Genomic DNA, 20,602 nt, shown 5'->3' on the forward strand with positions numbered 1-20,602 from the left:
TGCGTCTCCTTTGAGAAAAGGAACGTCCAGCAAGGGCGAATCCAGTATAGGCCCGCCCCTGCCCGCAATCCAGTACCGCGTTCGGATGACTGTCCGGCGCCGCCCGCGCCCGCCCTGTCAGGCGCGGCGACGCAGGGTTTCCCCTTCCCCGTCCAGGCCGCGCGGCAGCGCTTCGATCAGGCTGCGCGTGTAGGGATGGCGGGCCTCGCGCCACAGGGTGGCGTTGGGGCCTTCCTCGACGATGCGGCCGGCGTGCATCACCAGCACCCGGTCGGCCAGGTAGTGCACCACCGACAGGTCGTGCGAGATGAACAGGTACGACAGGTTGAACTCGGCCTTCAGGTCGACCAGCAGGTTCAGGATCTGCGCCTGCACCGATACGTCCAGCGCCGACACCGGTTCATCGCAGATCACCAGCGACGGCCGCAGCACCAGGGCGCGGGCGATGCCGATGCGCTGGCGCTGGCCGCCCGAGAACTCGCTGGGGTAGCGCGCCAGGGCGCTCTGCGGCAGGCCGACCGCGTCCAGCATGTGGGCGATGCGGCGGCGCCGTTCCTGGCGATCGGCCACGCGGTGGATGCGCAGCGCCGATTCCAGGATGTCGTTGACCGTGTGGCGCGGGTTGAGCGAGGCGTAGGGGTCCTGGAAGATCATCTGCACGCTCTGGCGGTAGGCGGCCAGGCCGCGCCGGTCCAGGCGCGACGTGTCCTGGCCGCGCAGCAGGACCTGTCCGGCGGCGGGGGCCAGCAGCCGCACCAGGGTGCGTGACAGGGTGGATTTGCCACAGCCTGATTCCCCCACCAGGCCCAGCGTTTCGCCAGGCGCGATCTGGAACGACACGCCGTCCACCGCGTGCTTGGCGCCCTGGGACGTGGCGTAGTCGACACGCAGGTCGCGCACCTGCATCAAGGGCAGGGGATGAGGATCGCCGGCGGTCGGGTCATTGGCCGCGGCCACGCGCGGGGGCGTCACCAGGCCGAATATGGGCCGCCCCGAGGCCGGATCGAGCCGCGAGCGGATTTCCGGCAGGCGTCGCTGGCGATAGTGGGTAGCGTCGTCCAGCCGCAGGGAGGCGCCCAGCAGGCCGCGGGTGTAGGGGTGGCGCGGTCGCGACAGCAACGTGGCGGCAGCGCCTTCCTCGACTTTCTCGCCGCCCACCATCACCGCCACTCGGTCGGCCCAGTCGCCCACCACCGCCAGGTCGTGAGTAATCAGCAGCAGCCCCATGCCGAGTTCCGATCGCAGGTCGTCCAGCAGCCGCAATATCTGCGCCTGCACCGTCACATCGAGGGCAGTGGTGGGTTCGTCGGCCACCAGCAGCGCGGGTTCGCAGGCGATGGCGGCGGCGATCATGGCGCGCTGGCGCTGGCCGCCCGACAGCAGGTGGGGGTAGTCGTCGACGCGCCGCTGCGGCTCGGGCACGCGCACCAGGTCCAGCAGTTCGATCGCGCGTTGCCGCGCGGCCCGGGCCGAGGCGCCGCGATGCAGGCGCAGGGCTTCGCCGATCTGCTGGCCCAGCGTCAGCACCGGGTTCAGGCTGGTCATCGGTTCCTGGAAGATCATGGCGATGCGGTCGCCGCGCAGGGCGCAGCGTTGGCGCTCGGACAGCGCCAGCAGGTCGCGGCCCTCGAACAGGATGCGGCCGCTGGCGCGGGCGTGACGCGGCAGCAGGCCCAGCAGCGCCAACGCGGTGGTGGACTTGCCGCAACCGGATTCGCCCACCAGCGCCAGGGTCTCGCCGGCGGCGATGCGCAGGTCCAGCGCGCTGACGGCCTGATGGCCGGGGAAGGTCACGTTCAGCCCTTGGATGTCGATCAGTGTGCTCATGGGGAGGCAGTCGGTAGCGGGGCGGCGGGCGCCACGGCGGCGCGCCGCCGCAGCTTGGGATTGAGCGCGTCGTTGACGGCGTCGCTCAACAGGTTCAGGGCAAGCACGGCCGCCATGATGGTCAGGCCCGGCAGGGCGGTCATGTACCAGGCGGTGCGCAGCGCCTCGCGCCCGGCCCCGACCATGCTGCCCCAGCTGACCACGTTGGGGTCGCCCAGCCCCAGAAACGACAGGCCGGCCTCGGACAGGATGGCGTTGGCCACCAGAACGGCGGTGGTCACGATGATGGGCGGCAGGGCGTTGGGCAGGATTTCGCGGAAGATGATGCGGGCGTGGCCGGCGCCCAGCGCCTGCGCGGCGCGCACGAATTCGCGTTGGCGCAGGGTGATGAACTCGCCGCGGGTCAGGCGCGCGATGCCGGTCCAGGAGGTCACGCCCAGCGCGAAGATGATGGTCGACAGCGACGGCCCCAGAATCGCCACCAGCACGATCGCCAGCAGGAAAGACGGCACCGTCTGGAACAGTTCGGTCAGGCGCATCAGCACCGCGTCCACGCGCGGCCCGGCGTAGCCGGCAATGGCGCCCACCAGCAGCCCCAGCGCCAGCGCGATGGCGGCGGAGGCGCCGCCCACCAGCAGCGAGACTCGGGCGCCGTGGAACAGGCCGGCCAGGATGTCGCGGCCCATCAGGTCGGTGCCGGCCGGAAATTCCGCGTCGGTGCCGGGCCAGGTGAAGGGCGCGCCGACCATTTCCAGCGGGTCGCCCGGATACAGCCAGCCGGCCGTGGCGGCGGCGGCCACCAGCAACACCAGCACAGCCGCGCCGATGGCGGCGGAAGGCGCCCGCACCAGGCGCGCCAGGAACTTCAAGGCGTGCTTCATGCTTTCCTCACGCGCGGGTCGAGCAGGCCATAGCAGGCATCCACGGCGATGTTCATCACCGCCACCAGCGCCGCGCTCATCAGCAGGATGCCCAGCAGCAGGTTGACGTCGCGGCTGGCGATGGCCTCGAACGACAGTTGCCCCAGGCCGGGCCAGGCGAACACGGTCTCGACCACGATGCTGCCGCCCAGCAGCGCGCTGCTCTGCAGGCCGAGCATGGTGACCACCGGCAGGATGGCGTTGCGCAGCGCGTGGCGCCAGACCACCCGGCCCTCCCTGTTGCCGCGGGCGCGGGCGGTGCGGATGTAGTCTTCCTGCAGCGTCTCGATCATGGACGCGCGCGACAGCCGCGCGTAGATGGCGACGTAATAGATCGCCACCGTGGCCACCGGCAGCACCAGGTGCCGCGCGTAGTCCAGCCACAGCGCGCCGCCGGTATGGGCGGCGCCGACGTCGCGGATGCCGCCGACCGGCAGCCAGTCCAGGTGCACGCCAAAGCCGACGATCAGCATCAACGCGGTCCAGAACATCGGCGCCGAATAGCCCGCCGTGGCCAGGCCCGACAGCAGCGTGTCCAGCAGCCCGTGCGGCCGCCGTGCCGCCAGCACGCCCAGCAGCACGCCCAATGCCACCGACAAGGCCAGGCCGGTGCCGATCAGCGCCAGGGTGGCCGGCAGACGGCCGAAGATCAGGTCGGCCACCGGTTCGCCATAGCGGAACGAATAGCCCAGGTCCAGTGAAGCCAGGCTCTTGAGGTAATAGCCGAGCTGCGCCAGCAGGCCCCGGTCCAGCCCGTAGGCCTGGCGCAGCTCGGCCACGTGGGCGGGAGTGATGCCGCTGTTTTCGGCGGCGATCACGTCCACCAGGTCGCCCGGCACCAGCTTGAGCAGGAAGAAGTTGGCCACTCCGGTGGCGGCCACCACGAACAGGATCTGCAGCAGGTAGCGGACGGGACGGGGCAGGCGCGCAAGCATATCGCCGGCCCCTCAGGCCTTGCCGAGCCAGACGTGGGCGAAGTTGTTGCGCGAGTGCGACGACGCGTCGGTCACGTTGCGCAACTGCTTGTCCCACACGCCGAACCAGCGGAACTCGAACAGGCCGATCAGCGGCAGGTCGCGCTGCGCCAGCCGCTGCAGCTCGTTGTACTGCTCGATGCGTTTTTGCGGATCGGTCTCGACCTGGGCCGCCTCGATGACGCGGTCCATTTCAGGATTGTTGTAGCCGGACACGTTGTACCAGGGCGTGCCACGCGCTTCCGCCTTGCTCCAGTAGCGCGTCTCCACGCCCAGCTGCGGGTCGATCAGCACCGTGCCCCACGAACTGATGAGCTGGAAGTTGTAGTCGGTGAAGACGTTGCGCGTCCAGGTGGCCAGGTCCAGGCCGCGCAGCGTCACGTCGATGCCGATCTTGCGCAGCGCCTGCCGCACGAACTCGCCGGTGCGGCGGTAGTCGTCGCCGAACGGAATGTAGTCGTGCGTCAGCGCGAAGCGCCAGCCGCCGGCGCCGCGCGGGTAGCCGGCTTCGTCCAGCAGTTTCTCGGCCAGCGCCGGGTCGTAGGGATACTGCTGCACGTTGGGGTTGTGATAGGGCTTGACCAGCGACGGCACCGGGCTGACGAAGGGCTCGGCATAGCCGTTCCACACGGTCTTGACCAGCGCCTGCTTGTTGACGGCGTGCGCAATGGCCTGGCGTACCTTCAGGTTCGAAAGGATCGGGTCGCGCAGGTTGGTTTCCAGCCATAGCCAGGCCGCGAAGCCGTTGTAGCCGGCGGTGTCCACCGCCAGCTTGGGCAGTTTGGCGAGCCGGGTGGCGTCGGTGAAGGCGACCGGATTGCGCTCGCCATACGAGACCGCGCCCGTCTCCAGCGCGGTGGCGCGACCGGAGACGTCGGGCACGATCTTCCAGACGATGCGGTCCAGGAACGGGCGCTCGGGCTGCCAGTAGTGCTCATTGCGTTCGAGCACGATGTAGTTGCCGCGGTTCCATTCCTTGAAGACGAACGGCCCGGTGCCCACCGGTTTGTTGTTGTAGGGATTGTTCTGGATGTCGGTGCCTTCGAACAGGTGGCGCGGCAGGATCGGCGCGCCCAGCGAGTCGATGGCATTGAGCGCCACCGGCGTGGGCTGCGACAGGTGCAGCACCACGGTGTGGTCGTCGGGCGTCTCGATCCGCTGCAGGTACTGGAACACGCGGCGCGCGCTGGGCGCGTGCTTGAGCCAGACCTCTTCGGCCGACCATTTCACGTCGGCGGCGGTGAAGGGCTTGCCGTCGTGCCATAGCACGCCCTGGCGCAGCTTGAAGGTGAGGGTCTTGCCGTCTTCCGACACGCTCCAGCTTTCCGCCAGGACCGGCCGCGGCTTCAGGTCGGGGCCGTATTCCACCAGGCCGTCGAAGATCTTGCTCGCGACCGCGCCGGTAGGGGTGGAGGAGTTCAGGTAGAAAGCCAGCGTGGGCGGCTCGGGGTGCACCACCGCGTTCAGCACGCCGCCCTTGACCGCGCCGTCCAGCGTGTTCGGCAGGCTCTGCGTGTCGGCATGGGCGGGCGCCATGATCACGTTGGGAAAGAGGGCGCCGACGCCCATCAGCGCGCCGGCGCCCATCAGCCAGCGGCGCAGGGGGTTGACGGTATCCTGCGGCGCGTCGTTCTCGTGCGCCGGGGGCAAGGGCTGGGTCATGCGGATTCCTTCGGTCGTAAGGGGAGCGGCCGCGTCAGGCGGCCAGGCTGGTCAGGGAAGGCAGGTCGTCGGGCGCCACGCGCAGCAGGGTGGCGAGCAGTTCGCGCCGCCAGGCGTCGTACAGCGCCACGTGGTTGCGCGTGTCCAGGCCGGTGGCGCGCAGGTTCAGTTGCCAGGAGTCGCGCAGGTAGGGGCCGAGCAGACGCTGCACGTCCTCGTCGGCCTGGATCAGGCCCTGGGTCCACTCGTGGCGCTCGCTTTCGTCGGCGCCGGCCAGCTTGCGCAGCCACCATTGCGTGATGCGGATGCGGTGGGCTTCCTCGTCGGGCAGGATGCGGTTCTCGCCGAACTCGCGGTGGCCGAAGTCCAGCACCTTCGCGGTGCGGCGATTCACGAACAGCCGCGCCAGGATGTAGTGCTCGTAGTGGAACTGCCAGGCCAGGAAGTTCTGCCAGTTGCGCAGGGCGAAGCCGCCGACCAGGTCCCAGGCGTCGCGCACGCCCTGCTCGACCTCGGGCCTGGCATCGCGCTCCAGCAGCAGGCTGGCGCGCGCCAGCGAGAATTCGGCGTGGGCCGCGTCATCGCCCAGTTGGCGCGCCAGCGCGAACTGGAAATCGGTGTCGTCGCGGAACAGGCCGGCGATGGCATGTGCCGCCACCTGGGTGATGAACAGATCGTGCACGGTGTTCCAGATCGCGTATTCGCCGGCCGCCTGGCGCTCGGCGGCGGCGGCCAGGTCGCGAGGCGGATCGAGGCGCGCGGCGGGAATGTGCGGCGCGACCGCAAGGCGGATGTCGTCGAACAGGCGCGTTTCCAGCGCGCCGTCGTAATCCAGGGCAATGGGCAGATCCAGTACGGGCATGAAGGCGGCGCGGGTAGTCACGGAAAAGCTCGACTCTAAGCAAGCGCCAAAGCGCGCCGCAAACACTCTTTCGTGATTTGGATATGCCGGCGCCGGGGCTGCTAACAGTAGGGACGAAAGGGAGGGCGGCGCATATACCGATTCCAAATATCCGCATGAGAAATCCGTCCTTCCAAGCGGCGTGGCGGGCCGATAGGCTGCTTCTTTCCCAACTGTCCGCACCCACCCATGCCGCAAGCCGCGAGTTCCTCCCTCCCGATCGATGACGACGAGGCTCCGCGCGTGGTGCCCGCCGCCCGCATCCGCAGCGACGGCGAGGCTATCGAAGCCGCGCAGGCGCTGGCGGCGGATTTCGCCCAGGGCGCGGCGCACCGCGACCAGACGCGCAGCCTGCCGTGGCGCGAGATCGAGCGCTATTCGGCCAGTGGCTTGGGCGGCATCACCGTGCCGCGCGAGTACGGCGGCGCCCAGGTATCCCATGTGACACTGGCGGACGTGTTCCGCATCCTCAGCGCGGCCGACCCGTCGCTGGGCCAGATCCCGCAGAACCACTTCGGTTCGCTCAACCTGCTGCGGCAGGTCGGCACTCCGGCGCAGAAGCGGCGCTACTACGAGGGCGTGCTGGCCGGCCGCAGGCTGGGCAACGCCGGGCCCGAGCGCCACACCCGCCATGCGCGTGACGTGCAGGCGCGGCTGGTGGCCGATGGCGACGGCTATCGCTTGTCAGGCCGCAAGTTCTATTCCACCGGCGCGCTGTACGCGCACTGGATCCCGACCAAGGCGCTGGATACCGAGGACCGGCTGGTGACGGTGCTGCTGGAACGCGGCGCCGCCGGCCTGACGGTGGTGGACGACTGGTCCAGCTTCGGCCAGCGCACCACCGCCAGCGGCACCGTGCTGTTGGACAACGTGCGGGTCGAGGCGAACAGTGTGTTGCCGGCCTGGAAACTGCAGGAGACTCCCGCCTTGCAGGGGCCGTTCGCGCAACTGATGCAGGCCGCCATCGACGCCGGCATTGCCGAGGCGGCCCTGAACGACACCGTGAAATTCCTGCGCGAGCGTGCCCGTCCCTGGGCCGAGGCCGGCGTCGAACGCGCCACGCAGGACCCCTATGTGATCGGCGACGTCGGCCGGCTGTTCATCGACCTGCACGCGGCGCAGGCGGTGCTGGCCGAGGCCGCGGCGCACCTGGATGAAGCCACGCCGCGCGCGCTCGGTGCCGACGACGTCGCCGCCGCCTCGATCGCGGTGGCGCGGGCCAAGGCGCTGACCACCGAGATCGCGCTGGCGGCCAGCGAAACGCTGTTCGAGCTGTCCGGTGCCCGTGCGTCGTTGGCGGAGTTCAACCTGGACCGCCATTGGCGCAACGCCCGCACGCATACCCTGCACGATCCGGTGCGCTGGAAGTACCACGCGGTCGGCGACTATCTGCTGAACGGCCGCCGTCCCAACCGTCATTCCTGGATCTGAGCGATGACCGACACAGCCATTTCCACTCTGGCGCCGCGACGCGCCGCCATCATCGGCAGCGACGGCGAGGCAATCGCGGTGGCGCGCGAGCTAGCCGCCGACTTCGCCCGCGAAGCCGCGCAGCGCGACCGCGAGCGCCGCCTGCCGCTGCCGGAGCTGGAGCGCTATTCGCAATCGGGTCTGTGGGGCATCACCGTGCCGCGCGAGCACGGCGGCGCCGGCGTGTCGCGCGTGACGCTGGCCGAAGTGACGGCCATCATCTCCGGCGCCGACGGCTCGCTCGGGCAGATCCCGCAGAACCATTACTACGCGCTGGAAGTGCTGCGGGTGAACGGCAACGCCGACCAGCAGCGCCGCTTCTACGCCCGCGCCCTGGCGGGCGAACGCTTTGGCAACGCGCTGGCCGAAATCGGCACGCGCACGGCGGCCGAACGCCGCACCCGCCTGTCGGCCGACGGCGGCGGCTGGCGCATCAACGGCAGCAAGTTCTATTGCACCGGCGCGCTCTATGCGCAATGGATTCCCACCGCGACCGTGGGCGAGGACGGCCTGCAGCGGCTGGCCTTCGTGCGCCGCGACAGCCCCGGCGTGGAGGTGATCGACGACTGGTCGGGGTTCGGCCAGCGCGTGACCGGCAGCGGCACCGTGCTGTTCCAGGACGTGGCCGTGCCGGCCGAGGACGTGATGGTGCTGGTCGATCCGGCCGCGCCGCCGAACACCATCAAGCCGCTGGCGCAGATCATCCACGCCGCCATCGACCTGGGCATCGGCCAGGCCGCGCTGGCGGACGCGCTGGATTTCGTGCGCAACCGCTCGCGGCCGTGGATCGACGCCGGCGTCGAGCACGCCGCCGATGATCCCTTGACCATCAGCGAGTTCGGCCGCTTGTCGATCCGCCTGGACGCGGCCCGCGCGCTGGTGGCGCGCGCCGGCCGCATCCTCGACGCCGCCACCGCCGACCCGCAACCTCACCTGGTGGCCGCCGCCGCCATCGCCGTGGCCGAGGCCCGCGCCCTGACCACCGAATCGGCGCTGGCCGCCGGCACCAAGCTGTTCGAACTGGCCGGCACGCAAGCCACGCTCGATCAGCTGAACCTGGACCGCCACTGGCGCAATGCGCGCACCCATACGCTGCACGATCCGGTGCGCTGGAAGCGCCACGCGGTCGGCAACTACTACCTGAACGACGCCGCGCCCGGCCGCGTCGGCACCACCTGATTCCCTCGGAACGGCACGCCATGGCGAAGAAGCAGATCCTCCTGAACGCGTTCAACATGAACTGCGTCGGCCACATCAACCACGGCCTGTGGACCCACCCGCGCGATACCTCGACGCAGTACAAGACGCTGGACTACTGGACCGACCTGGCGCGCCTGCTGGAGCGCGGCCTGTTCGACGGCCTGTTCCTGGCCGATATCGTCGGCGTCTACGACGTATACCAGGACTCGGCCGACCTGACGCTGCGCGAGTCGATCCAGCTGCCGGTCAACGACCCGCTGCTGACCGTATCCGCCATGGCCGCCGCGACCCGCCACCTGGGCTTCGGCGTGACGGTGAACCTGACCTACGAGTCGCCCTACCTGCTGGCGCGCCGCTTCTCGACGCTGGACCACCTGACCGACGGTCGCATCGGCTGGAACATCGTCACCGGCTACCTGGAAAGCGCGGCGCGCGCCATGGGGTTGTCGGAACAGATCGCGCACGACGAACGCTACGACCGCGCCGACGAGTTCCTGGAGGTGGCCTACAAGCTGTGGGAAGGCAGTTGGGACGACGACGCGGTGCGCGCCGACCGGCGCGCGCGTGTCTACGCGGACCCGGCCGCCGTGCGGCGCATCGATCACGAAGGCAAGTACTACAAGGTCCAGGGCTACCATCTTTCGGAGCCGTCGCGCCAGCGCACGCCGGTGCTGTACCAGGCCGGCTCCTCGGGCCGCGGCCAGGCCTTCGCGGCGCGCCACGCCGAATGCGTGTTCGTGTCGAGCCAGACCAAGGAAGGCCTGCGCAAACTGGTGGCGGGCGTGCGCGAATCGGTGGCGCGCGAGGGCCGCGACCCGCGCGACATCAAGTTCTTCATGGGCGTGACGGCGGTGGTGGGACGCACGGAGGCCGAGGCGCGCGAGAAGCACGCGGAGTACCTGCGCTACGCCAATCCGGAAGCGGGCCTGGCCCACTACGCCAGCTCAACCGGCATCGACTTCTCGCGCTACGCGGCGGACGAACCGATCCGCTACGTGAAGAACAACGCGATCGAGTCGGCGGTAAAGAACCTGACGGTGGCGCGCACCGACCGCACGGTGCGGGATCTGTTGGCCGACATGGCGCTGGGCGGACGCTATCCGGCGCTGGTGGGCAGCGCGTCGCAGGTGGCCGATGAGCTGGCGTCGTGGGTCGAAGAGACGGACATCGATGGCTTCAACCTGGCGAGGACGGTGACGCCGGAGTGCTATGCGGATTTCGTGGATCTGGTGGTGCCGGAGTTGCAGGAGCGAGGCGTGTACAAGACGGCTTATGCGGAGGGGACGTTGCGGGAGAAGTTGTTCGGGGCGGGGCGGGCGTTGCTGGCGGGGGGGCATGCTGCTGGGGAGTATCGGCGGGTGGTGGCGTAGGTTTTTTTTGTTGGCGGGTGAGTTTGTGCTTCGTAGGTCGCCCCTCGGGCGGGCGGACCCGATGGCGGGCGCCCACGATTGCGGTCCGGAGCGTTCGCTCCGGACTGCCCCATCCTCATCCTCGTCCTCGCCTTCGGCGACTCCTTCGGATTCCGTCGGGCGCATCGAGGTTGCCCGCCATCGGGTCCGCCCGCCCGAGGGGCTGCGAGCGTCTAGGCTTGTCGCGCTGTTAGACCTGTGTGCGGGGAAGGGAATCTACAGGGCTGCCCATCGCGGCCGCGCGGGCGGCCACGATGGGCGTCTGTGCATTTGAGCGTGCTGCGGGTGCGCTGCGCGCTGGCGGTGGGCGGTTTTCTAATGGTTCCGCACGTCAGGGGGGAAGGGCGGTGGTGGTCGGCGCGGCATAAGGCATGTTGCGCGGGACGACCTCTCGCGCCGACCACAAACCGTTGTGATGCCAACGGGCTTTCACTAGCAAACGATTTGGTCTCTCCCACACGCGAGAGCGCCATCACCCCGACGCAAGACGCCGCGTAAGCCGCAAAAGGCCGCCCGCGCGGCCGGCTTGCGGCGGGCCCCGCAAGACCCTCCCTCCAGCCCCGATGTGCGCCAAAACGCCAAGCACACCGTCCGCCCCAACGCCCGAGGCTAAGCCTCATCGCGAGCGCGTGGCGGGGTCGGTGGGGGATGGCGGGGCGTGTAGATGCGCCCGGCGGAAACCGTAGGGAGCCGAAGGCGTACGAGGTTGAGCCCGGGGCAGTCCGGAGCGAACGCTCCGGACCGCAATCGTAGCCCCGCCATCCCCCACCGACCCCGACACGCGCGCCTTAAGAACTCAAATCCCCCCCATCCCCCAAAAAACCAAAACCCCCAGCAATAACGTCATATTTCCAAAACGACAAAGCAACCCAAACCATCAACCCACAACACATATCCTCATACCCACTAAGTATTTTTCCCAAGGATTTCGCAATGACAGAATCCAGTCATCCCATTCGAATCCCGTCGGAAAAACACGATGTCCTTCACCCGCCACCTGCTCACCGCCGCCACCCTCGCCCTGGCCCTGACCAGTACGGCCCACGCCGACGCGCAAGAGAAAAAGACCATCACCGTCGGCATCTCCGTCGGCACCACCGAAAAGATCTTCGACGTCGTCAAGCAGGTCGCCGCCCGTGAAGGCCTGGAGATCAAGCTGGTCAAGTTCAACGACTACCAACTCCCGAATGCCGCCCTCAACGCCGGCGACCTCGACGCCAATGCCTTCCAGCACAAGCCGTTCCTCGACAACCAGATCAAGGCGCGCGGCTTCGACATCGTTCCCGTCGGCCTGACCGTCACCGCGCCGCTGGGCTTCTACTCGCGCAAGATCAAGTCGCTCAACGACCTGCCCGAAGGCGCGTCGGTCGGCATCCAGAACGATCCGTCCAATGGCAACCGCGCCCTGCGCCTGCTGGCCGCCTACAAGCTCATCACCCTCAAGCCGGAGGCCGAGCAGAAGAACAACGCCACTCCGCTGGACGTGGTGTCCAACCCGCGCAAGCTCAAGCTGGTGGCGCTGGATGCGGCGCAGCTACCGCGTTCGCTCGATGACCTGACGGCCGCCTCGATCAACAACGACTACGCCACCCAGGCCGGCCTGGTGCCGGCGCGCGATGCCATCGGCCGCGAGGCCGCCGACGGCCCTTATGCCAACGTGATCGCGGTGCGCACCAAGGACCGCGACCAGCCCTGGGTCAGGAAGCTGGTCGCCGCCTATCAATCGCCCGAAGTGCGCAGCTTCATCGAAAGCGAATTCAAGGGTTCGCTGATTCCCGCCTTCTGATCCGCGCAGGCGCCGCGCACGACTCTCCAACGCAACACCGGCATCCAACATGAGCATCCTTACCCTGGCGGGCAGCCCGTCGCAGCGTTCCCGTTCCTCCGCCTTGCTGCGCCATGCCGCGCACCTGTTGCGCGCGCGCGGGCTGGCCATCGCCGAACTGGGACTGCGCGACCTGCCCGCCGAAGACCTGATCGAAGGTCATTACGCCGGTCCGGCCGCGAACGCCCTGCGGGCCCGCGTGGCGGCGGTCGACGCGGTGCTGATCTCGACGCCGGTCTACAAGGCGTCGTTTTCCGGAGGCTTGAAGGCGGTGCTGGACCTGCTGGATGAAAAGGCGCTGGCGGGCAAGGTGGTGCTGCCCATCGCCACCGGGGGCAGCCCGGCCCATCTGCTGGCGCTGGAGTACGGGCTCAAGCCGGTGCTGTCGGCGCTGGGCGCGCGCCACATCCTGGCCGGCGTCTACGCCACGGACAAGCAGGTGCGCGTCGATGATGACGGCGCCAGCCATATCGATGACGACGTGCGCACGCGGCTGGAGGACTCGGTGGAGCGCCTGGCCGAGCAGCTGCGGCCGCGCGGGGTGGTCGTCAATGAAGCCTTCGATCTCGGCCGGCTCGCGCTCGCGGGCGGCTTCAGCGTCTGAACCAAAAAGGGGTTTCCATGCGCAGCATCATCTGGATATCGCGTCTTTCCGTCTTCCGCTGGCTGGCGGCGCTGCTGTGCGCGGCGTTGCTGTGGCCCGCCGCGCAGGCGCAGGACGCCAAGACGTTGCGCATCGGCTTCCAGAAGTACGGCACGCTGACCATCGTGCGCGCCCTGGGCGACCTGGACAAGCGCCTGGCGGCGCAGGGCATCACGGTGAAATGGACCGAGTTTCCCGCCGGCCCGCAGCTGCTGGAAGGACTGAACGTCGGCTCGATCGACTTCGGCACGGTGGGCGAGGCGCCGCCGGTGTTCGCGCAGGCCGCCGGCGCTGCGTTGGTGTACGTCGGCAACGAACCGCCGTCGCCCACCAGCGAGGCGATCCTGGTGCCCAAGGATTCGCCGATCAAGCGCGTGGCCGACCTGAAGGGCAAGAAGGTCGCGTTGAACAAGGGCTCCAACGTGCACTACCTGCTGGTCAAGCAGCTCGAGCGCGCCGGCGTGCCCTATGCCGACGTGAACGTTGCCTACCTGACACCGGCCGACGCCCGCGCCGCCTTCGAGCGCGGATCGGTCGACGCCTGGGTGATCTGGGATCCGTTCCAGGCCGCGGCCGAGAAGCAATTGGGCGCGCGCGTGCTGGCCGATGGCACCGGCGTGGTCAAGAACTACCAGTTCTTCCTGGCCGCGCGGCCGTACCAGCAAGCGCATCCCGAAGTGATCCAGACCGTGCTGGAAGAGATCCGCAAGGGCGACCTGTGGGCGCGCGATCATCGCGCCGAGGCCGTGGCGCTGCTGCAGCCGGTGCTGGGACTGGACAAGGCGGTGGTCGAACTGGCGGCCGAGCGGCTGGCCTACGGCGTGCAGCCGATCACCCGGGAAGTGCTGCTGGAACAGCAGCAGGTGGCCGATGCGTTCCACGCGCTCAAGCTGATTCCCAAACCCCTCAACGTGTTCGACGCCGCGCCGTCGGGCCTGAAATAGACAAGGGCAGGCATTCCATGGACGTCTTCTGGTTCATTCCCACCCACGGCGATTCGCGTTATCTCGGCACCAGCCGCGGCGCGCGCGCGGCGGGCTATGACTACTTCCGCCAGGTGGCGGTGGCCGCCGACACGCTGGGCTACGACGGCGTGCTGCTGCCCACCGGCCGCTCCTGCGAGGATGCGTGGGTGGTGGCCTCCAGCCTGATCGGCGCCACGCGCCGGCTCAAGTTCCTGGTGGCGATCCGCCCCGGCGTCAGCTCGCCGCAATTCTCGGCGCGCATGGCCGCCACCTTCGACCGCCTGTCCGAAGGGCGGCTGCTGGTCAACGTGGTGACCGGCGGCGACCCCGGCGAGCTGGAGGGCGATGGCGTCTTCGTCAGCCACGACGAACGCTACGCCATCACCGCTGACTACCTGCGCATCTGGCGCGGCATCCTGGCAAACAGCCACGAGGCCGAGGGCTATAGCTTCGAGGGCGAGCAACTGGTGTCCAAGGGCGGCAAGGTGATCTACCCGCCGGTGCAGAAGCCGTATCCGCCGCTGTATTTCGGCGGTTCGTCGGAGGCCGCGCACGAGCTGGCCGCCGAACAGCTCGACGTGTACCTGACCTGGGGCGAACCGCCCGAGGCCGTGGCGAAAAAGATCGCCGACATCAAGGCGCGCGCCGCGCGGCATGGCCGCACGGTGCGCTTCGGCATCCGCCTGCATGTCATCGTGCGCGAGACCGAGGCGGCCGCCTGGGCCGCCGCCGATGCCCTCATCAGCCACCTGAGCGAGGACGCCGTGCGCGCCGCGCAGACGGCGTTCTCGAAAATGGATTCCGAAGGCCAGCGCCGCATGGCGGCGCTGCACGGCGGCAAGCTCAACGACGAGCATGGCGGCCGCAAGCACCTGGAGATCTCGCCCAACCTGTGGGCCGGCGTGGGCCTGGTGCGCGGCGGCGCGGGCACCGCCCTGGTGGGCGACCCCGAGACCGTGGCCGCGCGCATCCAGGAATATGCCGACCTGGGCATTGAGACCTTCATCTTCTCCGGCTATCCGCACCTGGAAGAGTCGTACCGCTTTGCCGAGCTGGTGTTTCCGCTGCTGCCCGGCAAGGGCGGCAGGCAGGTCGGCAACACGGTGCTCACGGGGCCGTTCGGCGAAGTCATGGCCACCGAACTGGTGCCCAAGGAAGCGGCCAGCTGATGGATGCCGGCCGCAAGCCCGGCTGGCGCGCGGCGCTGGCGCCCTGGCTGGTCCCGGCCCTGATCCTGGGCCTGTGGCAACTGGCCGCGCAGGCCGGCTGGCTGTCGTCGCGCATCCTGCCGGCGCCGTCGGCGGTGGCGGCGGCAGCCTGGTCGCTGGCGGTGTCGGGCGAGCTTTGGCAGCACGTGCGCATCAGCGCCCTGCGGGCCTTGTGGGGCCTGCTGCTGGGCGGCGGGCTGGGCCTGGCGCTGGGCTTGCTGAACGGTTCCTCGCGCACCGCCGAGACCCTGCTGGACACCACCTTGCAGATGATCCGCAACATCCCGGTGCTGGCGCTGATCCCGCTGGTCATCCTGTGGTTCGGCATCGAAGAGACCGCCAAGCTGGCGCTGCTGTCGCTGGGCGTGTTCTTCCCCGTGTATCTCAACACCTTCCATGGCATCCGCTCGGTCGATCCCGCGTTGATCGAGATGGGGCGTTCCTATGGCCTGTCCGGCTGGCCGCTGTATCGCGACGTCATCCTGCCGGGCGCGCTGCCTTCGATCCTGGTGGGCCTGCGTTTCGCGCTGGGGTTGGTGTGGGTGATCCTGATCGTGACCGAGACGATATCGGCGCAATCCGGCATCGGCTACATGACCATGAACGCGCGTGAGTTCCTGCAGACCGACGTGGTGCTGCTGGGCATCCTGCTGTATGCGCTGCTGGGCAAGGCCGCCGACACCCTGGCGCGGGCGCTGGAGCATCGCCTGCTGCGCTGGAACCCGGCCTACCGGCCGGCCTGAACGCCATCCTCGCGACGAGACGCCATGGCCAAGATCCATCCCCATCCCGATACCGACCGTGCACCCGCCACCGGCGCCGCGCCGGCGCGCGCGGCCGATACCGCCAGCGCTGTCCAGGCCCTGGCCGAGCAACTGGCGGCGACCGCCGTCGAACGCGACCGCCAGGGCGGCCACGCCGCCGCCGAACGCGAACGGATCCGCGCCAGCGGCCTGCTGCGCCTGTCGGTGCCGACGCAGTACGGCGGCGCCGGCGCAAGCTGGTCGACTGTTCTGGCGGCGGTGCGCACGCTGGCCGAGGCCGACAGCGCGCTGGCGCACGTGTTCGGCTTCCATCATCTGCAAGTGGCGGGCGTGCTGCTCTATGGCACGCCTGAACAGCACGCGTATTTCCTGACGCCCACGGTCGAACGCAATCTGTTCTGGGGCAATGCGCTCAATCCGCTCGACCGCCGGGTGGTGGCGCGCGCCGAATTGGACGGCTACCGCATCGACGGCGTCAAGAACTTCAGCTCCGGCTCGGTCGGATCCGACCTGCTGACCTTCTCCGCCTGGCACAAGCCTTCGGGCACGGCGCTGATCGCCGCGCTGCCCACGCGCGCCGATGGCATCACCGTCAATCCCGACTGGGATGCCTTCGGCCAGCGCCAGACCGACAGCGGCACGGTGCGCTTCGATCATGTGTGGCTGGAGCCGGTGCAGGTGCTGCAGGCGCCTGGCGTCGCGCCCACGCCGCGCGCCACGCTGCGCTCTCAGGTGGCGCAGCTGATCATGACCAACCTGTACCTGGGCATCGCCCGCGGCGCCTTCCAGGAAGCGCGCCGCTATGTGCGCGAGGACGCCCGGCCCTGGTTCGCGTCGGGCGTGCAGCGCCATGCCGACGATCCCTACGTGCAGGAGCGCTTCGGCGAGTTCTGGCTGCGGGTGCAGGCGGCGCAGGCGCTGGCCGACCTGGCGGGCCAGCGGCTCGACGCGGCGCTGGCGCGCGGCCCGTCGTTGACCGCCGACGAACGTGGCGAGGTGGCGGTGGCCGGCGCCCAGGCCAAGGTGCTGGCGCACCGCGCCGCGCTGGAGGTAGGTAACGGCCTGTTCGACGTCACCGGTGCCTCGTCCACCGCGGCGCGCTACGGCTACGACCGCTACTGGCGCAACGCGCGCGTGCACACCCTGCACGACCCCGTGGCCTACAAGATCCGCGACCTGGGCCGCTACGCGCTGCTGGACCAGATTCCCGAACCCACCGCGTATTCCTGATGCGCATGACCTTCACCTAGATTCGCCGATGACCGATCTTTCTTCCCTTCCCGACCTGGCCTCGCTGCCGCAGCCGCTGATCCGGCTGGACGCGGTGAGCAAGTCGTTCGCCACGCGCGCCGGCCGCTTCGACGCGGTGCGCAACGTGTCGCTGTCGATCCGCGCCGGCGACACCTTCGGCATCATCGGCAAGAGCGGCGCGGGAAAATCGACCCTGCTGCGCCTGATCAACCTGCTCGAACGTCCCGACGAAGGCACGGTGCGGGTCGGCGGCACCGAGCTGACCGCGCTCGGCAAGCCCGCGCTGCGCGCCGCGCGCCAGAACATCGGCATGATCTTCCAGCAGTTCAACCTACTGCAGAACGAGACCGTGTTCGAGAACGTGGCCTTCCCGCTGCGCGTGCATGGCGGCCGCGGCCGCGAGCAGATCGCGGCGCGGGTGCGTGAATGCCTGGAGATCGTCGGCCTGACCGACAAGACCGCCAGCCATCCGGCGCAGTTGTCCGGCGGCCAGAAGCAGCGCGTGGCGATCGCGCGCGCCCTGGCCAGCGAGCCGGCGGTGCTGCTATGCGACGAGCCGACCTCGGCGCTCGACCCCGAGACCACGCGCTCGGTGCTGAGCGTGCTGCGCGACATCAACAAACGCCTGGGCGTGACCATCGTCATCGTCACGCACGAATTGGCGGTGGTGCGGGCGCTGTGCCGCCACGTGGCGGTGATGGAAAACGGCCAGGTGCTGGAGCAGGCCGAGATTTCCGGCGCCGGCGTGCACCTGACCTCGGCGCTCGGCCGCGAGCTGATCCGCGAAGCCACCCATCCCTATGAAGAGGTCGCCTGATGCTGGACACCTTTGTGCAATTGCTGCCCGAACTGGGCGTGGCGGTCGGCCAGACCTTCCTGATGCTGGGCATCGCGCTGGCCGCGTCGATCCTGCTGGGCGGGCCGCTCGGCGTGCTGGTGTTCCTGACCGGTCCGGGCCAGTCCCTGGACCGTCCGCTGGCGCACCGGTTGCTGAGCTGGACGGTCAATACCGTGCGCTCATTCCCCTTCATCATCCTGCTGGTGGCGCTGGTGCCGTTCACCCGCGTCATCGCCGGCACCTCGATCGGCCCGGTGGCGGCGGCGGTGCCGCTGTCGTTCGCGGCCATCCCGTATTTCGCGCGGCTGGTCGAGCAATGCCTGCGCGAAGTGCCGCGCGGCGTCATCGAGGCCGCGCATGCCGCCGGCGCCTCGGAATTGCAGATCGTGCGCCGCGTGCTGCTGGTGGAGGCGCGGTCCGGGCTGGTGCTGGCCCTGACCGTGCTGGCGGTGAGCTTCCTGTCGTATTCCGCGGTGGCCGGCGTGGTGGGCGGCGGCGGCATCGGCGACCTGGCCATCCGCTATGGCTATTACCGCTTCCAGACCGACGTGATGGTGCTGACCGTGGCGCTGCTCGTGGTGCTGGTGCAGATCATCCAGTTCGCCGGCAATACCGTCGCGCGACGCATCGACAAACGCTGATCCCGAGAGGAATCCCATGTCCGTCAAACGCAATCTCCTGAGCCTGGCGCTGGCCGCCACTCTCCTGTCGCTGTCCGGCGCCGCGCTGGCGGCCGATCCGGCCAAGAAGGAAATCGTCTTCGGCGCCACCGCCGGCCCCTACAGCGACCAGATCAAGCTCGGCATCAAGCCGATCCTGGAAAAACAGGGCTACACCGTGCGCATCGTCGAATTCAACGACTACGTGCAGCCGAACTTCGCCCTGGCGCAAGGCGCGCTGGACGCCAATGCGTTCCAGCACATCGTGTACCTGCAGAACTTCGCCGCCAAGAACAAGCTCGAACTGTCGGAACTGGTCAAGGTGCCGACCGCGCCCATCGCCATCTACAGCCGCAAGTACAAGAGCGTGGACGCCGCGCCCGAGGGCGTGAGCGTGGCGGTGCCCAACGATCCGACCAACCAGGCGCGCGCGCTGGTGGTGCTGCAGGAGCTGGGCTGGATCAAGCTGCGAGAAGGCTACGACCCGTTGCGGGTATCGGAGAAGGACGTGGCCGTGAACGCGAAGAAGATCAAGCTTATCCCGCTGGAGGCGGCGCAGTTGCCGCGCTCGCTGGAGGACACCGACTACTCGTTCGTGAACGGCAATTTCGCGCTGGCCTCGGGCCTGAAGCTGACCGAGGCGCTGGCGCTGGAGAAGACCACGCCCACCTACCAGAACCTGGTGGCGGTGCGCACGGCAGACCTGGACAAGCCCTTCGTCAAGGACATCGCCGCGGCCTATGCCTCGCCCGAGTTCCTGGCGGTGACCGAGAAATCGTTCGCCGGCTTCGTCAAGACCGACTATCAGCAGAAGCTGGCGGCGTCCCGCTGAGGACGCGGCGCGCGGAGGCCACGCCATGTTCATCAACCCCAACGAGTTCGAGCTGTTGCAGCACCTGGACGTGCCCGGGCGCGCCGATCGCGAACCGGCCGCCGACGAGGCGGTGCCGGCCCGGGCGGCGCTGCGCGTGACCCTGCGCCAGTTGTCCAAGCGCTATGGCGAGCGCCTGGTGCTCAAGGGGCTGGACCTGGACATCGCGCCCGGCGAGTTCGTGGCGGTGGTGGGGCAGAGCGGCTGCGGCAAGAGCACGCTGCTGCGCCTGCTGGCCGGGCTGGAGACGCCGAGCGGCGCGCAGGGTGGCGCGCCGGCGCGTTCGCCGGTGCTGTTCGACAATTTTCCGCAATGGTCGGCCGACAGCCGGGTGCGGATGATGTTCCAGGACGCGCGCCTGCTGCCGTGGAAAAGCGTGGTGCAGAACGTGGCCCTGGGCCTGCCCGGCCAGGCGCGGGCGCAGGCGGCCGAAGTGCTGCGGCAGGTGGGCCTGGGCGACCGTGGCGGCGACTGGCCGGCGCGCCTGTCGGGCGGCCAGCGTCAGCGCGTGGCGCTGGCCCGGGCGCTGGTGCACCGGCCGGGCCTGCTGTTGCTGGACGAGCCGCTGGGCGCGCTGGACGCGCTGACCCGCATCGGCATGCAGCAGCTGATCGAGGACATCTGGCGCCGCGACGGCTTCACCGCGGTGCTGGTGACGCACGACGTCAGCGAGGCTGTCGCGCTGGCCGACCGCATCCTGGTGATCGACGAGGGCCGCGTGGTGCTGGATGAGCGTGTCGAACTGGCGCGGCCGCGCGCGCGCGGCTCGGCGGCCTTCGCCGCGCTGGAGGCGCGGGTGCTGCGGGTGGTGATGAAGCAGGAGGCGCCAGCGGCGGCGGACAGGCCCCTGGCGCCGGTCATACAGATACGGCACCTGCGGCTCGCGGTCTAGGCCGCGGCCGCCGGTGCGGTTTTCCCGGCAAGCGCCATCCCGGCGCGAGCGGGATCCAACGGAAATCCTTTCTTTTTTCAGGAGCAGGACCATGAGCATTCAATCCATCAACGCCCGCAACCAGTTCCGCGGCAAGATCAAGGAAATCATCCTGGGCCCGGTGGTCTCGGAAGTCGACGTGGACACGCCCGCCGGCATCGTCACGTCGGTCATCACCACCCGCTCGGTCAAGGAGCTGGACCTGCAGGTGGGCACCGAGGTGCTGGCCTTCGTCAAGGCCACCGAGGTCTCGGTCGCCAAGCTCTAGGCGTCCGTCGCCCGAA

Annotated in this window: 19 protein-coding genes; 14 read left to right on the forward strand and 5 right to left on the reverse strand. The window is 69.1% G+C overall.

The annotated features are described in order from the left end of the window. Window positions 1–117: 117 nt before the first annotated feature. From ACVN9Z_RS08755 to ACVN9Z_RS08775, 5 genes are read right to left on the reverse strand one after another with little or no spacing between them, the layout of a single operon-like run. A complete protein-coding gene (locus ACVN9Z_RS08755) occupies window positions 118–1,827 on the reverse strand; it encodes an ABC transporter ATP-binding protein (RefSeq protein ID WP_054499321.1) in 1,710 nt (569 codons plus the stop codon). Next, window positions 1,824–2,708, reverse strand: a complete 885-nt coding sequence (locus ACVN9Z_RS08760; protein ID WP_109421466.1) for an ABC transporter permease — start codon at window positions 2,706–2,708, stop codon at window positions 1,824–1,826. The genes ACVN9Z_RS08755 and ACVN9Z_RS08760 overlap by 4 nt, the downstream gene beginning before the upstream one ends. Further along, on the reverse strand, window positions 2,705–3,682 hold the full coding sequence (locus ACVN9Z_RS08765) for an ABC transporter permease (RefSeq protein WP_006387297.1): 978 nt from the start codon (window positions 3,680–3,682) through the stop codon (window positions 2,705–2,707). The genes ACVN9Z_RS08760 and ACVN9Z_RS08765 overlap by 4 nt, the downstream gene beginning before the upstream one ends. A gap of 12 nt (window positions 3,683–3,694) precedes the next feature. Then, complete coding sequence (locus ACVN9Z_RS08770; RefSeq protein WP_054442571.1) at window positions 3,695–5,383, reverse strand: ABC transporter substrate-binding protein; 1,689 nt, start codon at window positions 5,381–5,383, stop codon at window positions 3,695–3,697. Between the two features lie 34 nt (window positions 5,384–5,417). Beyond that, entirely contained in the window at window positions 5,418–6,266 is an 849-nt protein-coding gene (locus ACVN9Z_RS08775; protein ID WP_024067501.1) for a hypothetical protein, read from the reverse strand. Window positions 6,267–6,473: 207 nt separating this feature from the next. Between ACVN9Z_RS08775 and ACVN9Z_RS08780 the strand changes: the two genes are divergently transcribed. The 14 genes from ACVN9Z_RS08780 (at window position 6,474) to ACVN9Z_RS08845 (ending at window position 20,586) form a co-directional block, all read left to right on the forward strand. Next, window positions 6,474–7,715, forward strand: a complete 1,242-nt coding sequence (locus tag ACVN9Z_RS08780; protein ID WP_346507401.1) for an SfnB family sulfur acquisition oxidoreductase — start codon at window positions 6,474–6,476, stop codon at window positions 7,713–7,715. Window positions 7,716–7,718: 3 nt separating this feature from the next. Beyond that, window positions 7,719–8,933, forward strand: a complete 1,215-nt coding sequence (locus ACVN9Z_RS08785) for an SfnB family sulfur acquisition oxidoreductase (protein WP_054482312.1) — start codon at window positions 7,719–7,721, stop codon at window positions 8,931–8,933. A gap of 20 nt (window positions 8,934–8,953) precedes the next feature. Further along, window positions 8,954–10,324, forward strand: coding sequence for an LLM class flavin-dependent oxidoreductase (locus ACVN9Z_RS08790; protein WP_054442573.1), 1,371 nt, complete (start codon window positions 8,954–8,956; stop codon window positions 10,322–10,324). 1,018 nt (window positions 10,325–11,342) lie between these two features. Next, window positions 11,343–12,149, forward strand: coding sequence for a MetQ/NlpA family ABC transporter substrate-binding protein (locus ACVN9Z_RS08795; RefSeq protein ID WP_006387303.1), 807 nt, complete (start codon window positions 11,343–11,345; stop codon window positions 12,147–12,149). A gap of 49 nt (window positions 12,150–12,198) precedes the next feature. Then, window positions 12,199–12,792 carry an NADPH-dependent FMN reductase gene (ssuE, locus tag ACVN9Z_RS08800; protein ID WP_006387304.1) on the forward strand — a complete coding sequence of 198 codons (594 nt, stop codon included), beginning with the start codon at window positions 12,199–12,201 and terminating at the stop codon, window positions 12,790–12,792. 17 nt (window positions 12,793–12,809) lie between these two features. Beyond that, window positions 12,810–13,775 (forward strand): sulfonate ABC transporter substrate-binding protein, encoded by a 966-nt coding sequence (locus ACVN9Z_RS08805; protein WP_054443731.1) that lies wholly within the window; start codon window positions 12,810–12,812, stop codon window positions 13,773–13,775. A gap of 17 nt (window positions 13,776–13,792) precedes the next feature. Continuing rightward, window positions 13,793–14,965, forward strand: a complete 1,173-nt coding sequence (gene ssuD / locus ACVN9Z_RS08810; RefSeq protein ID WP_024067506.1) for an FMNH2-dependent alkanesulfonate monooxygenase — start codon at window positions 13,793–13,795, stop codon at window positions 14,963–14,965. After that, window positions 14,965–15,747 carry an aliphatic sulfonate ABC transporter permease SsuC gene (ssuC, locus tag ACVN9Z_RS08815; RefSeq protein WP_241060875.1) on the forward strand — a complete coding sequence of 261 codons (783 nt, stop codon included), beginning with the start codon at window positions 14,965–14,967 and terminating at the stop codon, window positions 15,745–15,747. The genes ssuD and ssuC overlap by 1 nt, the downstream gene beginning before the upstream one ends. A 24-nt stretch (window positions 15,748–15,771) precedes the next feature. After that, window positions 15,772–16,998 carry an acyl-CoA dehydrogenase family protein gene (locus tag ACVN9Z_RS08820; RefSeq protein ID WP_024067508.1) on the forward strand — a complete coding sequence of 409 codons (1,227 nt, stop codon included), beginning with the start codon at window positions 15,772–15,774 and terminating at the stop codon, window positions 16,996–16,998. Between the two features lie 28 nt (window positions 16,999–17,026). Continuing rightward, complete coding sequence (locus ACVN9Z_RS08825) at window positions 17,027–17,836, forward strand: methionine ABC transporter ATP-binding protein (RefSeq protein ID WP_006387309.1); 810 nt, start codon at window positions 17,027–17,029, stop codon at window positions 17,834–17,836. After that, window positions 17,836–18,498 (forward strand): methionine ABC transporter permease, encoded by a 663-nt coding sequence (locus ACVN9Z_RS08830; RefSeq protein ID WP_006387310.1) that lies wholly within the window; start codon window positions 17,836–17,838, stop codon window positions 18,496–18,498. Before ACVN9Z_RS08825 ends, ACVN9Z_RS08830 begins: the two co-directional genes overlap by 1 nt. Before the next feature lie 16 nt (window positions 18,499–18,514). Next, the gene (locus ACVN9Z_RS08835; RefSeq protein WP_053499988.1) at window positions 18,515–19,348 is read left to right on the forward strand and encodes a MetQ/NlpA family ABC transporter substrate-binding protein; all 834 of its coding nucleotides are present in this window, start codon (window positions 18,515–18,517) and stop codon (window positions 19,346–19,348) included. Window positions 19,349–19,373: 25 nt separating this feature from the next. Then, window positions 19,374–20,279 carry an ATP-binding cassette domain-containing protein gene (locus tag ACVN9Z_RS08840; protein ID WP_053499990.1) on the forward strand — a complete coding sequence of 302 codons (906 nt, stop codon included), beginning with the start codon at window positions 19,374–19,376 and terminating at the stop codon, window positions 20,277–20,279. Between the two features lie 91 nt (window positions 20,280–20,370). Further along, window positions 20,371–20,586: a TOBE domain-containing protein gene (locus ACVN9Z_RS08845; RefSeq protein WP_006227327.1), complete on the forward strand. Its 216-nt coding sequence runs from the start codon at window positions 20,371–20,373 to the stop codon at window positions 20,584–20,586. Window positions 20,587–20,602: the final 16 nt, after the last annotated feature.

It is taken from the genome of Achromobacter sp. KK8, assembly GCF_054188005.1.

What these genes read in the sequence shown, in the direction of transcription:
- ACVN9Z_RS08790 (WP_054442573.1), top strand. Translation starts at nt 8,954, where the DNA reads ATGGCGAAGAAGCAGATCCTCCTGAACGCGTTCAACATGAACTGCGTC.
- ACVN9Z_RS08765 (WP_006387297.1), bottom strand. Translation starts at nt 3,682, where the DNA reads ATGCTTGCGCGCCTGCCCCGTCCCGTCCGCTACCTGCTGCAGATCCTG.
- ACVN9Z_RS08795 (WP_006387303.1), top strand. Translation starts at nt 11,343, where the DNA reads ATGTCCTTCACCCGCCACCTGCTCACCGCCGCCACCCTCGCCCTGGCC.
- ACVN9Z_RS08835 (WP_053499988.1), top strand. Translation starts at nt 18,515, where the DNA reads ATGTCCGTCAAACGCAATCTCCTGAGCCTGGCGCTGGCCGCCACTCTC.
- ssuE (WP_006387304.1), top strand. Translation starts at nt 12,199, where the DNA reads ATGAGCATCCTTACCCTGGCGGGCAGCCCGTCGCAGCGTTCCCGTTCC.
- ACVN9Z_RS08805 (WP_054443731.1), top strand. Translation starts at nt 12,810, where the DNA reads ATGCGCAGCATCATCTGGATATCGCGTCTTTCCGTCTTCCGCTGGCTG.
- ACVN9Z_RS08760 (WP_109421466.1), bottom strand. Translation starts at nt 2,708, where the DNA reads ATGAAGCACGCCTTGAAGTTCCTGGCGCGCCTGGTGCGGGCGCCTTCC.
- ACVN9Z_RS08755 (WP_054499321.1), bottom strand. Translation starts at nt 1,827, where the DNA reads ATGAGCACACTGATCGACATCCAAGGGCTGAACGTGACCTTCCCCGGC.
- ACVN9Z_RS08820 (WP_024067508.1), top strand. Translation starts at nt 15,772, where the DNA reads ATGGCCAAGATCCATCCCCATCCCGATACCGACCGTGCACCCGCCACC.
- ACVN9Z_RS08770 (WP_054442571.1), bottom strand. Translation starts at nt 5,383, where the DNA reads ATGACCCAGCCCTTGCCCCCGGCGCACGAGAACGACGCGCCGCAGGAT.
- ACVN9Z_RS08830 (WP_006387310.1), top strand. Translation starts at nt 17,836, where the DNA reads ATGCTGGACACCTTTGTGCAATTGCTGCCCGAACTGGGCGTGGCGGTC.
- ssuD (WP_024067506.1), top strand. Translation starts at nt 13,793, where the DNA reads ATGGACGTCTTCTGGTTCATTCCCACCCACGGCGATTCGCGTTATCTC.
- ssuC (WP_241060875.1), top strand. Translation starts at nt 14,965, where the DNA reads ATGGATGCCGGCCGCAAGCCCGGCTGGCGCGCGGCGCTGGCGCCCTGG.
- ACVN9Z_RS08780 (WP_346507401.1), top strand. Translation starts at nt 6,474, where the DNA reads ATGCCGCAAGCCGCGAGTTCCTCCCTCCCGATCGATGACGACGAGGCT.
- ACVN9Z_RS08840 (WP_053499990.1), top strand. Translation starts at nt 19,374, where the DNA reads ATGTTCATCAACCCCAACGAGTTCGAGCTGTTGCAGCACCTGGACGTG.
- ACVN9Z_RS08845 (WP_006227327.1), top strand. Translation starts at nt 20,371, where the DNA reads ATGAGCATTCAATCCATCAACGCCCGCAACCAGTTCCGCGGCAAGATC.
- ACVN9Z_RS08825 (WP_006387309.1), top strand. Translation starts at nt 17,027, where the DNA reads ATGACCGATCTTTCTTCCCTTCCCGACCTGGCCTCGCTGCCGCAGCCG.
- ACVN9Z_RS08785 (WP_054482312.1), top strand. Translation starts at nt 7,719, where the DNA reads ATGACCGACACAGCCATTTCCACTCTGGCGCCGCGACGCGCCGCCATC.